At 64.2% G+C, this 15303-nt stretch carries 14 protein-coding genes; 11 read left to right on the top strand and 3 right to left on the bottom strand.

The genetic code is table 11. The features are described from left to right. Window positions 1–45: 45 nt before the first annotated feature. Together ACN0T5_RS10770 and ACN0T5_RS10765 are read right to left on the bottom strand one after the other, a co-directional pair. Complete coding sequence (locus ACN0T5_RS10770; protein ID WP_417768636.1) at window positions 46–666, bottom strand: outer membrane protein; 621 nt, start codon at window positions 664–666, stop codon at window positions 46–48. A gap of 122 nt (window positions 667–788) precedes the next feature. Next, entirely contained in the window at window positions 789–1166 is a 378-nt protein-coding gene (locus tag ACN0T5_RS10765) for an MAPEG family protein (protein ID WP_417768635.1), read from the bottom strand. Between the two features lie 339 nt (window positions 1167–1505). Here ACN0T5_RS10765 and ACN0T5_RS10760 point away from each other — a divergent pair, with 339 nt between their 5' ends. Next, complete coding sequence (locus tag ACN0T5_RS10760) at window positions 1506–1955, top strand: low molecular weight phosphatase family protein (protein ID WP_417768634.1); 450 nt, start codon at window positions 1506–1508, stop codon at window positions 1953–1955. 11 nt (window positions 1956–1966) lie between these two features. On the opposite strand, the gene ACN0T5_RS10755 is transcribed toward ACN0T5_RS10760, so the two are convergent. Continuing rightward, window positions 1967–2539, bottom strand: a complete 573-nt coding sequence (locus tag ACN0T5_RS10755) for a GNAT family N-acetyltransferase (RefSeq protein WP_417768633.1) — start codon at window positions 2537–2539, stop codon at window positions 1967–1969. A gap of 374 nt (window positions 2540–2913) precedes the next feature. On the opposite strand from ACN0T5_RS10755, the gene ACN0T5_RS10750 reads away from it, so the two are divergent. The 10 genes from ACN0T5_RS10750 (at window position 2914) to ACN0T5_RS10705 (ending at window position 15278) form a co-directional block, all read left to right on the top strand. Beyond that, complete coding sequence (locus ACN0T5_RS10750; RefSeq protein WP_417768632.1) at window positions 2914–3483, top strand: AprI/Inh family metalloprotease inhibitor; 570 nt, start codon at window positions 2914–2916, stop codon at window positions 3481–3483. Between the two features lie 61 nt (window positions 3484–3544). After that, window positions 3545–3961 carry a carboxymuconolactone decarboxylase family protein gene (locus ACN0T5_RS10745; protein WP_417768631.1) on the top strand — a complete coding sequence of 139 codons (417 nt, stop codon included), beginning with the start codon at window positions 3545–3547 and terminating at the stop codon, window positions 3959–3961. A 202-nt stretch (window positions 3962–4163) separates the two neighbouring features. Continuing rightward, window positions 4164–5324, top strand: coding sequence for a cell division protein ZapE (gene zapE / locus ACN0T5_RS10740; protein ID WP_417768630.1), 1161 nt, complete (start codon window positions 4164–4166; stop codon window positions 5322–5324). 122 nt (window positions 5325–5446) lie between these two features. Continuing rightward, on the top strand, window positions 5447–6409 hold the full coding sequence (gene mdh / locus ACN0T5_RS10735; RefSeq protein ID WP_417768629.1) for a malate dehydrogenase: 963 nt from the start codon (window positions 5447–5449) through the stop codon (window positions 6407–6409). 78 nt (window positions 6410–6487) lie between these two features. Next, window positions 6488–7681, top strand: coding sequence for an ADP-forming succinate--CoA ligase subunit beta (gene sucC, locus ACN0T5_RS10730; protein ID WP_417768628.1), 1194 nt, complete (start codon window positions 6488–6490; stop codon window positions 7679–7681). Between the two features lie 384 nt (window positions 7682–8065). Continuing rightward, a complete protein-coding gene (gene sucD, locus ACN0T5_RS10725; protein ID WP_417768627.1) occupies window positions 8066–8974 on the top strand; it encodes a succinate--CoA ligase subunit alpha in 909 nt (302 codons plus the stop codon). Window positions 8975–9177: 203 nt separating this feature from the next. Continuing rightward, window positions 9178–12168, top strand: a complete 2991-nt coding sequence (locus ACN0T5_RS10720; RefSeq protein ID WP_417768626.1) for a 2-oxoglutarate dehydrogenase E1 component — start codon at window positions 9178–9180, stop codon at window positions 12166–12168. Window positions 12169–12315: 147 nt separating this feature from the next. Continuing rightward, a complete protein-coding gene (gene odhB / locus ACN0T5_RS10715; protein ID WP_417768625.1) occupies window positions 12316–13827 on the top strand; it encodes a 2-oxoglutarate dehydrogenase complex dihydrolipoyllysine-residue succinyltransferase in 1512 nt (503 codons plus the stop codon). A gap of 42 nt (window positions 13828–13869) precedes the next feature. Then, entirely contained in the window at window positions 13870–14484 is a 615-nt protein-coding gene (locus ACN0T5_RS10710) for a LysE family translocator (protein ID WP_417768624.1), read from the top strand. Window positions 14485–14519: 35 nt separating this feature from the next. Then, window positions 14520–15278, top strand: coding sequence for an SDR family oxidoreductase (locus ACN0T5_RS10705; protein ID WP_417768623.1), 759 nt, complete (start codon window positions 14520–14522; stop codon window positions 15276–15278). Window positions 15279–15303: the final 25 nt, after the last annotated feature.

Genomic DNA, 15303 nt, shown 5'->3' with positions numbered 1-15303 from the left:
TGGGAGTTGGAAAGGCGGCCGCAGTGCCGCCTTTCGCTTTTCTGCTCAGAAGTGAACCGAAAGACCGCCGCGCACGAGGTCGATATTGCCGCCATAGCGGAAGTTGCCGAGGCCCAGATTGTAGGTCTTGTACGGCAACTGGTAGTGCAGGTACTCGCCCCTGAGCGAGAGAAAGTCCGTCAGCATCACCTCGAGGCCGCCGCCTGCCACCCATCCGACATGAGTCTCGCTCTGCTTGGCGCCCGTGAAACGCGCCTGCGAGATGCGTGCGGCGCCGATGCCGGCGGTGGCAAAGAGCAGGTAGCGGTCATGGGTCACGCCGGCGCGGGCTCTTGCCGAGGTCAGCAGGCTGACGTGGTCGCTGAAGCGGCTCCACTTGTTGATGGTGGCCGAACTCAGGTCGATCTCGGCGCCGAACAGGAGCCGCCCGACCATGTGATTGTAACCGCCATGGCCGCCGAACAGCTCCCCCTGATCCGTGGTCGAATGGCCGCTTGGCCAGGTCGTCGTGAACCAGCCATAGCCGCCATGTGCGCCCAGATAGAACCCGTCCCAGGAAAAACCGTCCGGGTTGGTGGAGACAAAGGGATTGAAACCGTCACTGGCGTGAGAGGGGGCAGCGGCAAGGGCAAGGCTCAGGGCAAGGGCGATCGGCGCAATACGCATCTACGGGCTCCAGAATTCTCGATCGAAAATAAGTTTCACATCGCCGACTTCGCGTGAAATGAACGGCTCCGACACCTAAATGCAACTTCCGGGAGAGTGCAACCGTCCTGTGGTCTGGTCGGTCAGCTCCACGCCGGGCTGGTGAAGATCGCCACGCTCGCCGCGAAGCCGACGGTCCAGGCGAGTGAGCGCGGCGTCGAGCGGTCTGTCCAGTAGCAGAAGACAAAGATCATTCGCGCGCCGATGAAAAGCCCAGCAAGGTTGTCAATCCATTCGGGATTGCCGCCTTGCCAGAGGCCGGTGACGACCGCCACGGCGAAAAGCGGGAAGGCTTCGTAGCCGTTCGCCTGCGCCGCTGCCGCCCGGGCCCGGAACCCGTCCTTCCAGAAATCCGGATCGCGAGGCTTTGCATTGTCGAACTCCTTCGTCAGCTTCGCGGGAAAGGCCGACAGGATCGGAAGGATCGCGGCGGCGAGCACGCACCATAGGGCAAAAGGCATCAGGGGCTCCTCGCTTCGGGCAGGGACAAGGCCTGCGGTTCTGATCGTGCAGGTGCGTCATCGCGGGCGGAAGGTCAAGCGGCAGTAGGTCCTCGACAGTTTTGCGGAGGATTGAAAACGGTCCTTTGCCCATGCCACGGGATTGCCGCGATTTGGCCCGGAAGTGTTTGATGGCTCGTCACATTGCCGTTTCGAAGCCCGCGTATCACCTGCGCTTGCGCCGGGGGGCGATTCGAAATCACCACGGACAATGGCTCCGGGCAGCGTCAGCCGCATGCCGGAGCCGGGCGGATCCTGCATCGCCTGCATCCTGCAGCGATCCCGATCCAAGGAGTGACGATGTCGGTAAATGTCCTGTTCCTGTGCGACGACAACGCGCGCCTCAGCCCGATGGCCGAGGCCTACCTCAACGTTGACCCCTCTCGCGGCCTGCGGGCTTTTTCCGCAGGCCTGTCGCCTGCGCCGGATCTTGCCGAAGGGGTTGGCAAGATCCTGGCTGCGCACGGGCTGTCGCTGACCGGCCTGCAGCCGAAAAGCTGGCGGCTTTTCACCCTGGCACATGCGCCCGTCCCCGACGTTGTCGTCGGCCTTACTCCGGCGGCACTCGGGGCGACGGGTCGTGCCTGGCCTGCCCACACGCGGCTTGTCGACTGGTGCATCGGCACGCGCGCCACGGCGCTGGTCGGGCGCGAAGCGCTGAGGGATGCCTTTCATGAGATCCGCCGCCGGATCAACCGGGCCATGGACGAGCAGAGCTTTCGCCACTCCGGGTTTCGCCGCATCGCCTGACTGGCGGGAGGTTAACGCCCTGCAGGGCGCCGGCCTGTGTCGGTGAGAGCGCCGATCACGCCGAAGGCGTCGGCAATCTGCTCGCGGGCAAGGCTGAAGAACGAGAACGAGCGCGGTTCGATGCGACCGATGATATCGCCCATCTCGAAGGTGAGATCCGCAGTGAACTTGCGTGCCAGTTGCTGCATGGCGCGATTCGTGGCCAGGCAATTCATGTAGATGTGCCGGCAGCCGCGATTGCGTGCCGCGATCAGCGTCAGTTCCATCAGGCGCGTTCCGATACCGGCCTGCTGGCTGTCGCTCTCGACGGAAAATGCGGCCTCGGCCGTCTCGCCATCGCTGAACGAGCGCAATTCCGCAACGGCGCGCAGGTGCCCGTCAACGAAATAGCCGTGGATCACCGTTCCAAGCGTAAAGCTCGTCTCGGCATAACAGCGCAGGAAGGCGTCGCTCGCGGGCATGGCGAAACGGGCGCGGCGCGCCTGCGGGTCGAGCCGCAGCAGGTGGTCGCGAAAGAGCGGCTGGTCCGCGAATGTCAGTTTTCGGTAGTAGCCGGTCTGCGGCTTCTCGCTTGAATGCGACATGCGATGCTCCTGAAGGGTACAGGCACCGCTCCTTGGGTCTCCCCAGACCAGTTTTCTTCGTTAGCCCCGCACTGCGGCGGATTCATGGCATTTCGGGCTTTCCCGAAGGGCATGCCCGGCGTGTCGCGGGTCATGATTTGGACCCAATTGCCTGTCCATTGAAAACACGTCAACCATTTGGTCACCAAAACCGACAAGAATCATGACGGTTGGTGCCATGACATGGCGGGCAGGTCGACCGGGATACCGGACCCGGTCCCGCCGGGCTACCGGGAGCCGGTTCGCATGTCATGGCAAGCAGATGATGCCCCGCCCGGCTCGGGTCGCGCGCTGTGAGACCGTGTGAAGCCAGAACGAGCAAGGACAGACAGATCATGATCCGTTCCGCCCAGCATAGCGCACCCCTGGCAGCCATGCTCTGCCTCACCGTCGCGCTGGCAGGCTGTCAGCGCCTTGGGTATGGAAGTCGCAGCGCGCCGCTCCCGGCAACGCCCACCGCGCCTGTCGCCAGCCAGTCGCTCGAGCCGCTGCAGCCGCTCGATCCGGCCTATGGCCAGCCCGGAACGGGCGTCGATGGCGCGCCGCTTGGCGATCCCGGCACCCAGGTTGCCGGTGTCGATCCGACCGCCGGCGCCTCCGGTGCTCCGCCTGCCGGTGCGCGCGAAATCGGTCGCAGCGACATGCTGGGCGGATGGTCGCTCGCCTCCGGCTCCGACAATTGCAAGCTCTTCATGACCTTGACCACCTGGAGCGGCGGTTATCGCGCCAACTCCCGTGGGTGTGCCTCTCCGCAGATGCAGACGATTTCCGCCTGGGACCTTCAGGGCAAGCAGGTGCTGCTCAAGGACAATGCGGGGACCACGGTCGCGGAACTTTACGCGACGGGCGCGGAAAGCTTTTCCGGGCGCACGACGTCCGGCGCGCCTGTCCAGGTATTCCGCTAGGAAGGTTGACGAACGGCCCGTCCGGCCGGGTGGCCGGGGCGGGCCAAGACTGGGAGGGGGCATGTCGGTCTGGCCGATACTTGCAGATGACGAGCTGCCGGCGCGTTCCGCCGCTGTCGTCGCCGATATCAAGGCGACGCGGAACACTGACTTCATCAACAATTTCTGGCGGGTTCTTGCCAATGACCCGAAGCTCCTGGAGCGCACCTGGTCCAGCCTGAAGGAGGTCATGGGCCCCGGCTCGATCGATCCGCTGACCAAGGAAATGCTCTATGTCGCGGTGTCGATCGTCAATGGCTGCGAATATTGCATTCGCTCGCATACGGCGGCGGCGAGGGCCAAGGGCATGAGCGAGGAGCAGCTCGGCGAACTGCTTGCGATTGTCGGCATGGCGAGCGAGACGAACAGGCTTGCGACCGGGCTGCAGGTGCCGGTCGACCCGCAGTTCCTGCCGGTCTCGCGGGATCGGGAAACATAAGCTTCAGAAGGCGAGGTCGAGGTTTCCGGCAGATCGCCGCGCGCGAGGCGGCTGCCGGTGCCGGTTCCGCGCAAGTGCACCCGTCAAGGGAGTTGCCGCGAACACGGTCGCGCGCTATCAGCGCCGCATCGGCTTCCGGCCCGTCCCGTCGCGGAACGGCCCGGTCCAACGTCTTCCTGGTTCTCCGAAGGGTCACATCGACATGAGTGCCACGCCGCCAGCCCGGACAATCCCGATCGCGCACACGGTAGCGGGGCGCTACGGCGCCCTCGTCGAGGCCGGCGAGATAGAGCGGGACGTGGCGCAGACCGAAGTCGTGGCCGCGCTTGACCGGCTCAACGAGCTGCTCGCCGAGACGGGCCCGGCGTCCAAGAAGAGTGCGCTAGGCTGGCTCTTCGGCAAGCGCGGCGCGAGCCGGGAACCGGTCAAGGGGCTTTACGTCTGGGGCAAGGTCGGCCGCGGCAAGACCATGCTGATGGACCTGTTCTTCGACATTGCCGTGACGAAGAAGAAGCGGCGCGTCCATTTTCACGAGTTCATGGCCGATGTGCATGACCGCGTCCACCGGGTGCGGGCGGCGATCCGCGACGGCAAGATGAGCGGGGACGATCCGATCCCGCCGGTTGCCTCCGAGATTTCCGGAGAGACGCGGCTGCTGTGTTTCGACGAGTTCGCGGTGACCGATATCGCGGATGCAATGATCCTCGGCCGGCTCTTCACAAAGCTCTTCGAACGCGGGGTGATCGTGGTCGCGACCTCGAATGTCGACCCGGACGATCTCTATCGCGACGGCCTCAACCGGGGCCATTTCCTCGGTTTCGTCGAACTCCTGAAAACGCGGGTCGACGTGGTCTGCCTCGATGCGCGCACCGACTACCGGCTGGAGAAGCTTGCCGGGGCTCCGCTCTACATTTCGCCGCTGGGTCCGGAGGCCGACAAGGGAATCGAGTCCCTTTGGCGGAAGCTGACACACGGCCTGCAGTCCCATTCTGAGGAACTGGAGGTCAAGGGGCGGCGCATTCCGATTTCGCGCACGGCAGCAGGCGTCGCGCGCTTTACCTTTGCGGAACTCTGCGAGCAGCCGCTCGGCGCGGCCGACTATCAGCGGTTGGCCCTGTCGTATCACACCTTCGTCGTCGAGGAGGTGCCGGTCATGGACCTTGCGCAGCGCAACGCAGCCAAGCGCTTCATCAACCTCGTCGACACGCTCTACAACAACCGCAGCAAACTGATCGTTTCCGCCGCCGCCGAGCCTGAAGACCTCTATGTGGCGAAGACCGGAACCGAGTCGTTCGAATTTCAGAGGACCGTTTCGCGCCTTGTCGAGATGCGTTCGCAGGACTGGCTCAGCGACGAGGCGTAGGCCGTCCCGGGGAGGAGCTATTCCTTCGATTAGCTTGCACCCCGGCGTCAAAGGGTTTAGTGCCATGCGCGACCGTTGGGAACGGTTCATGCTCCATTTTACGTAAAGGGAAGCAACAGGATATGGCTCGGAACAAGATCGCTTTGATCGGCGCGGGACAGATTGGCGGCACGCTCGCCCACCTCGCCGGCCTGAAGGAACTCGGCGACATCGTCCTTTTCGACATTGCCGAAGGCACGCCCCAGGGCAAGGCACTTGACCTTGCCGAATCCTCACCTGTCGACGGCTTCGATGCGAACCTGTCGGGCGCCAATTCCTACGAGGCGATTGCCGGCGCCGACGTCGTGATCGTCACCGCCGGCGTGCCGCGCAAGCCCGGCATGAGCCGCGACGACCTACTCGAGATCAACCTGAAGGTGATGGAGCAGGTGGGCGCGGGCATCAAGACGCATGCGCCGAACGCCTTTGTCATCTGCATCACCAACCCGCTCGACGCGATGGTCTGGGCCCTGCAGAAGTTCTCCGGCCTGCCGGCGAACAAGGTGGTCGGCATGGCCGGCGTCCTCGACAGCGCCCGTTTCCGCTACTTCCTTGCCGAGGAATTCAAGGTCTCCGTCGAGGACGTGACGGCCTTCGTGCTCGGCGGCCACGGCGACACCATGGTGCCGCTGACGCGCTACTCCACCGTTGCCGGCATCCCGCTGACCGACCTGGTCAAGATGGGCTGGTGCACGGCCGAGCGTCTGGAAGAAATCGTCCAGCGCACCCGTGATGGCGGCGCCGAGATCGTCGGCCTGCTGAAGACCGGCTCGGCCTTCTACGCCCCGGCCGCCTCGGCCATCGCCATGGCCGAGAGCTACCTCAAGGACAAGAAGCGCGTGCTGCCCTGCGCCGCGCATCTTGATGGCCAGTACGGTCTCAACGACACCTATGTCGGCGTTCCGGTCGTTATCGGCGCGGACGGCGTCGAGCGCGTCATCGAGATCGAGATGAACAGTGACGAGAAGGCGATGTTCGACAAGTCCGTCGCGTCCGTCGACGGCCTCGTCGAGGCCTGCAAGAAGATCCAGCCGGCTCTTGCCTGATGTCGCTTTCGGGAGGCCCTTCGGCCTCCCGATTTGCATGACGCCAACCCTCTTTCAAACTATCCGGGGGATAGACGCATGAATATCCACGAATACCAGGCCAAAGAGGTCCTCAAGTCCTTCGGTGCGCCGGTGGCCAACGGGGTCGCAATCTTTTCCGCCGACGAGGCCGAAGCCGCCGCAAAGCAGCTTCCCGGCCCGCTCTGGGTGGTGAAGTCGCAGATCCACGCCGGCGGCCGCGGCAAGGGCAAGTTCAAGGAACTGCCTGCCGACGCCAAGGGCGGCGTTCGTCTTGCGTTCTCGATCGACGAGGTCAAGGCGCACGCGACCGACATGCTCGGCAACACGCTGGTGACCGCGCAGACCGGCGACGCCGGCAAGGTCGTCAACCGCCTCTATATCGAGGACGGCGCCGACATCGAGAGCGAGCTGTATCTTTCCATCCTCGTCGACCGCACTGTCGGCCGTCCGGCCTTTGTCGTCTCGACCGAGGGCGGCATGGACATCGAGGCGGTGGCCGAAGAGACGCCGGAAAAGATCCACACCCTGCCGATCGACCCGGATACCGGTGTGACGGAAGCCGATGCGGCCAAGCTCTGCGATGCGCTGGAACTGACCGGTGCGGCGCGCACCGACGGCATGACGCTGTTCCCGATCCTCTACAAGGCCTTTGTCGAAAAGGACATGGCGCTGCTGGAAGTGAACCCGCTGATCGTCATGAAGGACGGCCGCCTGCGCGTCCTCGACGCCAAGGTCTCCTTCGACGGCAACGCGCTGTTCCGCCATGCCGACATCGTCGCCCTGCGCGACGAGACGGAGGAAGACGCCAAGGAGATCGAGGCGTCCAAGTATGACCTTGCCTATGTGGCGCTCGACGGCGACATCGGCTGCATGGTCAACGGCGCCGGCCTTGCCATGGCGACCATGGACATCATCAAGCTCTATGGCGCGGAGCCGGCGAACTTCCTCGATGTCGGCGGTGGCGCCAACAAGGAGAAGGTGACGGCGGCGTTCAAGATCATCACCTCCGATCCGAACGTGAAGGGCATCCTGGTCAACATCTTCGGCGGCATCATGCGCTGCGACGTGATCGCGGAAGGCGTGATCGCGGCCGTGCAGGACGTCGGGCTGAAGGTGCCGCTTGTCGTGCGCCTCGAAGGCACCAATGTCGAGCTTGGCAAGAAGATCATCAACGAGAGCGGTCTCAACGTGATCGCAGCCGATGATCTCGACGATGCCGCCAAGAAGATCGTCAAGGCCGTTAAAGGTTGAGCCACACGCACGCTTGAAACGACGTAGGGCTATGGAAGTTTGGTGTTGATAGGAGCTTCGATTCCAATAGGCAGTCCGTTGGGGGGAGTTGCGCTGGCATTGTTGGTGCTGAGCATCTTCTCGTTTGCAGCGGGCCGCTGGGCTGGTTGGGTTAGGTTTGAAAAATGGGTGTCTCTGGCATCCGTTGCCTTGTCTGGCTTGGTCTGCGGCGTTTGTTGGGTTTTTGCTGGCTACCTATCGAGCAATGCAGATAACGGGTTCCGGCCGATGGTGGCCGCCTATTTTGCGTTCTTTACTTCCGTGGTCTTCTTGATGAATGCCCTAGTGGCATTGTTTGGAATGTGGTTTCGGAGGCGTGCCGTGAAAATCAAGGAAGGCAGCTAGATGTCCATTCTCGTCAACAAAGACACCAAGGTCATCGTTCAGGGATTGACCGGCAAGACCGGCACGTTCCACACGGAACAGGCACTGGAATACTACGGCACCAGGATGGTTGCCGGCGTGCATCCGAAGAAGGGCGGCGAGAGCTGGTCGTCGGGTCTGGAAAGCGCCGCGTCCCTGCCGATCTTCGCCACTGTCGGCGAAGCGAAGGAAGCGACCGGCGCGGATGCGTCGGTGATCTACGTCCCGCCGGCAGGCGCGGGCGCCGCGATCATCGAGGCGATCGACGCTGAAGTTCCCTTGATCGTCTGCATCACGGAAGGCATTCCGGTCGCCGACATGGTCAAGGTCAAGCGCCGGCTGGAGAAGTCCAACTCGCGCCTGCTCGGACCGAACTGCCCGGGCGTCCTGACCCCTGAAGAGTGCAAGATCGGCATCATGCCGGGCTCGATCTTCAAGAAGGGCTCCGTCGGTGTCGTCTCGCGCTCGGGCACGCTCACCTATGAGGCGGTGTTCCAGACCTCGAACGCGGGCCTCGGTCAGACGACGGCGGTCGGCATCGGCGGCGACCCGGTCAAGGGCACCGAGTTCATCGACATCCTGGAGATGTTCCTCGCGGACGACGCGACCCAGTCGATCATCATGATCGGCGAGATCGGCGGCTCGGCCGAGGAAGAGGCCGCGCAGTTCCTCAAGGACGAGGCCAAGAAGGGCCGTTCGAAGCCGATGGCCGGCTTCATCGCCGGTCGCACGGCGCCTCCGGGCCGCACCATGGGTCATGCCGGCGCCGTCATCTCCGGCGGCAAGGGCGGAGCCGAGGACAAGATCGCGGCAATGGAGGCTGCGGGCATCCGCGTGTCCCCGTCTCCGGCCAAACTCGGCGAGACCCTGCTCGAAGTTCTGAAGGGCTGATTTTTCGCGGTCATCGGTTTTTTAACCGAGTTCGCAGTCGCATATGGGTGCGGGTGCTTCCCTCTGGGAAGTTTCCCGTGTACCGCTTTACACAGAAGCCGCGCGGGACACGCCTCGCGCGGCTTCATCCCACATCCGTGTAACGGGGCGCTGCGTGAAAGGGCTCCCCTCAACAGGTGGGCGGGGGTGACCTCGCTATGGTGATGGCTCGGCAAGACGCGAACAATGCATTCGCGATGACGTCGTTTCTCTACGGCGGCAACGCGGCGTATATCGAAGACCTTTATGCGCGCTTCAAGGAAGACCCCGGCTCACTCGATGAGACGTGGCGCGATTTCTTCTCCAATCTCTCTGATGAAAAGTCGGACGTCCTGAAAGAGGCGCGCGGCGCCTCCTGGAAGCGGTCCGACTGGCCGCCGGCTGCCAATGGCGACCTCGTCAATGCCTTCGACGGAAGTTGGGCTCCGGTCGAAAAGGCGATTGGCGACAAGCTGAAGGCGAGGGCGGAGAAGGGCGACAAGCCGCTCACCGACGCCGATGTCCAGCAGCAGACGCGCGATTCGGTCCGCGCTCTGATGATGATCCGCGCCTATCGCATGCGCGGCCATCTGCATGGCGATCTGGATCCGCTGCATCTCAAGGAACAGCTCGATCACGAGGAACTGCACCCGTCCTCCTACGGCTTCACCGAAGCCGACTGGGACCGCAAGATCTTCATCGACTACATGCTCGGGCTCGAGTTCGCGACCATTCGCGAGATGCTCGATATCCTCAAGCGGACCTATTGCTCGACGCTTGGCGTCGAATTCATGCACATCTCCAATCCGGCCGAGAAGGCCTGGATCCAGGAGCGCATCGAAGGTCCCGACAAGGAGATCGAGTTCACGCCGAAGGGCAAGAAGGCGATCCTCAACAAGCTGATCGAGGCCGAGGGCTTCGAGAAGTTCCTCGATATCAAGTACACGGGCACCAAGCGGTTCGGCCTGGACGGCGGTGAGGCCCTGCTGCCTGCGCTCGAGCAGATCATCAAGCGTGGCGGTGCGCTCGGCGTCCAGGAAATCGTGCTCGGCATGGCCCATCGCGGCCGCCTCAACGTGCTTTCCCAGGTCATGGGCAAGCCGCTTCGTGCGATCTTCCACGAGTTCAAGGGCGGGTCCTTCACGCCGGACGACGTGGAAGGCTCCGGCGACGTGAAGTATCACCTCGGCGCATCGTCGGACCGTGAGTTCGACGGCAACAAGGTGCACCTGTCGCTGACCGCGAACCCGTCGCATCTGGAGATCGTCAATCCGGTGGTCCTGGGCAAGGCCCGGGCCAAGCAGGACCAGCTCTCGGCAGTGGACGGCAAGTGGGTGGACACGACCGAGGTCGACCGGTCGAGGGTGCTGCCGCTGCTGCTGCATGGCGATGCGGCGTTTGCCGGTCAGGGCGTCGTTGCCGAGTGCTTCGGCCTGTCCGCGCTGCGCGGCCATCGCACGGGCGGTTCGATCCACGTCATCATCAACAACCAGATCGGCTTCACCACCAATCCGCGGTTCTCGCGCTCGTCGCCCTATCCCTCGGATGTGGCCAAGATGATCGAGGCGCCGATCTTCCATTGCAACGGCGATGATCCGGAAGCCGTCGTCTACGCGGCCAAGATCGCGACCGAGTTCCGCCAGCTCTTCGGCAAGCCGGTCGTTATCGACATGATCTGCTACCGTCGCTTCGGGCACAACGAGTCCGACGAGCCGGCGTTCACCCAGCCGCTCATGTACCGCAAGATCCGCAGCCATCCGACGACGCTGCAGATCTACTCGGAGCGCCTGGTCAAGGACGGCGTGCTGACGGCCGAGGAAATCGACGCGATGCGCGCCGAGGTCCGCGCGCGGCTCGACGAGGAATTCGAGGCGGGCCAGGCCTACAAGCCGAACAAGGCTGACTGGCTCGATGGCAAGTGGTCCGGCCTGAAGCAGGCGCAGGATCTCGACGATCCTCGCCGCGGCCAGACCGGTCTTCCGATCGACGAGGTGCGTGAAATCGGTGCGGCCCTGACCCGGATTCCCGAAGGTTTCAACGTTCACCGGACCATCCGCCGGTTTCTCGATAACCGGAAGAAGATGTTCGAGACCGGCGAAGGCGTCGACTGGGCCACGGCCGAGGCGCTTGCTTTCGGATCGTTGCTTCTCGACGGCCACCCGGTGCGTCTCTCCGGGCAGGACTGCGAGCGCGGAACGTTCTCGCAGCGCCATTCGGTTCTCTACGATCAGGAGGACGAATCGCGGCTGATTCCGCTCAACAACCTGCGTGAGGGCCAGGCGCGCTACGAGGTCATCAACTCGATGCTCTCCGAAGAGGCGGTGCTGGGGTTCGAATACGGCTACACGCTGACCGAGCCGGGCGCGCTGACCCTGTGGGAAGCCCAGTTCGGCGACTTCGCCAACGGCGCGCAGGTCGTCTTCGACCAGTTCCTGTCGTCGGGCGAACGCAAGTGGCTGCGCATGTCGGGTCTCGTCTGCCTCCTGCCGCATGGCTATGAGGGGCAGGGGCCGGAGCACTCCTCCGCCCGCCTCGAGCGCTTCCTGCAAATGTGCGCGGAAGACAACATGCAGGTGGCGAACTGCACCACCCCGGCCAACTACTTCCACATTCTCAGGCGTCAGCTGAAACGCGACTTCCGCAAGCCGCTGATCCTGATGACGCCGAAGTCGCTGCTGCGTCACAAGCGTGCGGTCAGCCGGGTGGACGAGTTCGCGGACGGCTCGAGCTTCCACCGTCTCTTGTGGGACGACGCCCAGCTCGAGGGCTACAGCGATATCAAGCTGGCGGCGGACGACAAGATCCGGCGGGTCATCATGTGCTCGGGCAAGGTCTACTATGATCTGTTCGAGGAGCGTGAGAAGCGCGGCATCGATGATGTCTATCTGCTGCGCGTCGAGCAGCTCTATCCGTTCCCGACAAAGGCGCTCGTCACCGAGCTTGCCCGGTTCAAGGACGCGGATTTCGTGTGGTGCCAGGAAGAACCGAAGAACATGGGTTCCTGGTTCTTCGTTCAGCCCTACCTCGAGTGGGTGCTGAACCAGATCGACGCCAGGAACGCCCGCCCGCGCTATATCGGACGCGCAGCATCCGCGGCGACGGCGACCGGTCTGATGTCGAAGCATGCGGCCCAGTTGCAGGCATTCCTCGATGAGGCCTTTGCCGACCAGTCATGACCAGTCGTCCCGCTCCCGGCGCAGTGCCGGGAGCGGGATGCCATCGTTCTCCCCGGCCATCACGGTCCGGGAAACTGCCAGACCCCATCGTTCGCGCGCGCAGAGCCGGGATCTTCGCGCAGCCACCGAATGAAAGAGATTGTGACCATGGCGACCGAAATTCGAGTGCCCACCCTCGGCGAATCCGTGACCGAAGCAACGATTGCCCAGTGGTTCAAGAAGCCGGGCGACCAGGTGACGGCCGATGAGCCGATCGTCGAGCTGGAAACCGACAAGGTGACTGTCGAAGTTCCGGCGCCGGCGTCCGGCACGCTTGGCGATATACTGGTCAAGGAGGGCGACACCGTCGAGGTCGGCACCCTGCTCGGCCAGATCGAGGAAGGCGCCGGTTCCGGCGCTGCTCCGGCCAAGCCAGCAGCCGCGAAGTCCGAGGCGGCTCCCGCCAAGGCGGCCGCCTCCAAGGAGACGGTTGACGTCGTCGTGCCGTCGGCAGGCGAGAGCGTGACGGAAGCGGATGTCGGCGAGTGGTTCGTGAAGGTCGGCCAGCAGGTCAAGGCCGATGACATCCTCGTCGAACTGGAAACCGACAAGGCCGCGCAGGAAATTCCGGCGCCGGTCGCCGGGACCGTCACCGAGATTGCCGCGGCGACCGGCGACACCGTGACCCCTGGCCAGCTGCTTCTGAGGATTGCCGTTGGGGCGGGCGCAGCGGCGCCGGCCGACAAGCCTGCGGCTTCCGCGCCGCCGGCCGCTTCGGCAACATCGATGCCTCCGGCTCCGGCAGCGGCCAAGATGCTTGCGGAAAAGGGCATGGCGTCCGATCAGGTCGCCGGCTCCGGCAAGCGAGGGCAGGTGCTGAAGGGCGACGTGATTGCCGCTGTTGCGTCCGGCATGACGCAGGAAGCGTCCACGGCGAGCGCGCCGGCCGCTGCGCGCGCCCCCTCCCTGGAGGAGGACGCCGGGCGCGAGGAACGCGTGCGCATGACCAAGCTGCGCCAGACCATCGCTCGCCGCCTCAAGGACGCCCAGAACACGGCAGCCATGCTGACCACCTACAACGAGGTGGACATGGGCCCGGTGATGGAGCTGCGAAAGACCTACAAGGACCTGTTCGAGAAGAAGCACGGGGTGAAGCTCGGCTTCATGGGCTTCTTCACCAAGGCGGTCTGCCATGCGCTGAAGGAAATCCCGGCGGTGAATGCCGAGATCGACGGCACCGACATCATCTACAAGAACTACTGCCATGTCGGCGTGGCCGTGGGCACCGACAAGGGGCTTGTGGTTCCCGTCGTGCGCGATGCCGACCAGATGTCGATTGCCCAGATCGAGCAGGAGATCGGCAATCTTGGTCGCAAGGCGCGTGACGGAAAGCTCGGCATGGCCGACATGACCGGCGGCACCTTCACCATCTCCAACGGCGGCGTCTACGGCTCGCTGATGTCCTCGCCGATCCTCAATGCCCCCCAGTCGGGCATCCTCGGGATGCACAAGATCCAGGAGCGGCCGATGGTTGTCGACGGCCAGATCGTGGCGCGGCCGATGATGTATCTGGCCCTCAGCTACGACCACCGGATCGTCGACGGCAAGGAAGCCGTGACGTTCCTCGTCCGGGTGAAGGAGAGCCTGGAGGATATCCAGCGTCTCGTCCTGGATCTTTAGGCCGAACGGACGGGACGGAACCGCGGGTCGGGAGGTGCATGCATGAGTCTGGAATTCCTGCTCACGGCTCTGCTCGTGGTTCTGATTCCGGGAACCGGGGTGGTCTACACGGTGGCGACCGGCCTTGCGCTTGGTCGCAGCCGGGGGATCGCGGCGGCCTTCGGTTGCACCGTCGGGATCCTGCCGGCGCTTGTGGCCTCGACGCTGGGCCTTGCGGCATTGCTGCATGCCAGCGCGCTTCTGTTCCAGATACTGAAGTACGCCGGTGCGGCCTATCTTCTCTATCTCGCCTGGCAGGCGTTTCGGGAAGCCGGGCCGATGGCGCCGGCCGGTCGTTCGGCGAGCGCTCCCAGCCTTTCGTCGGTGGCCCGGACGGGATTTCTCATCAACGTGCTCAATCCCAAGCTGTCGCTCTTCTTTCTCGCTTTCCTGCCGCAGTTCATCCAGGTGGATGGCGGTTCGACGACACTGCAAGTGCTGCAGATGGGCGGCGTCTTCATGGTGCTCACGCTTGTGGTCTTCATCGGCTACGGGATGTTTGCCGCCGCGCTCGGCGCGCGCGTCCTGGGGAGCCGGAAGGCAATGACATGGCTGAGCCGGACAGTGGCGCTGGCCTTTGCCGGCTTCGGCATCCGGCTCGCCCTTTCCGAGCGCTAGCCGACCATGTGTGACACATCCAATCGGGGGATATGATGGCTGAAAACGTCGTCGTGGTAACCGGCGGCAGCCGGGGGATCGGAGCCGCAGCCGCGCGCAGGCTGGCCGCCACGGGCGCCACGGTTCTCCTCACCTACGTTTCCAGCGCCGGGCGTGCGGACGAGGTGGTTTCGGCAATCGCCGCCCAGGGCGGCAAGGCGGTCGCGCTTCGCGCCGACGTGGGCACGGAAGATGACTGCCTGCGCGTTTTCGCGGAAGCCGACCGGCTCGGCAGGCTCCGGGGGCTGGTGAACAATGCCGGGGTGGTTGATCTGGCGTGCCGGGTGAGCGACATGTCGTTCGCTCGCCTTCGGCGCATCTTCGACATCAACGTTCTGGGATCGATTGTCTGCGCGCGCGAGGCGGTGAAGCGCATGTCCACCGCGCATGGCGGCGAGGGCGGCAGCATCGTCAACCTGTCGTCTGCCTCGGCCAAGATCGGCTCTCCTGACCAGTATGTCGACTATGCCGCTGCGAAAGGGGCGATCGATACCTTCACGGTAGGGCTGGCGAAAGAGGTGGCGGGCGAAGGCATCAGGGTCAACGCCGTGCGCCCGGGGATCATCGATACCGAGATACACACTTCGGGCGGGGACCCCGACCGGGCGGCCCGCATGGCGGCCGACCTGCCCATGCGTCGCGCCGGGACAGCGGAGGAATGTGCAGAGGCCATCGCCTGGCTCATGTCCGATGCCGCAAGCTACACGACGGGAGCCATCCTTGACGTGTCCGGCGGTCGCTCGATCCTGCCCTGAGACACCATCCGGCGGCACATGCTGC

Source organism: Stappia sp., assembly GCF_048261845.1.
Classification (GTDB): domain Bacteria; phylum Pseudomonadota; class Alphaproteobacteria; order Rhizobiales; family Stappiaceae; genus Stappia.
Note: the sequence above shows the minus strand (reverse complement) of the source record. Positions and strands in the feature narration are given on the sequence as shown.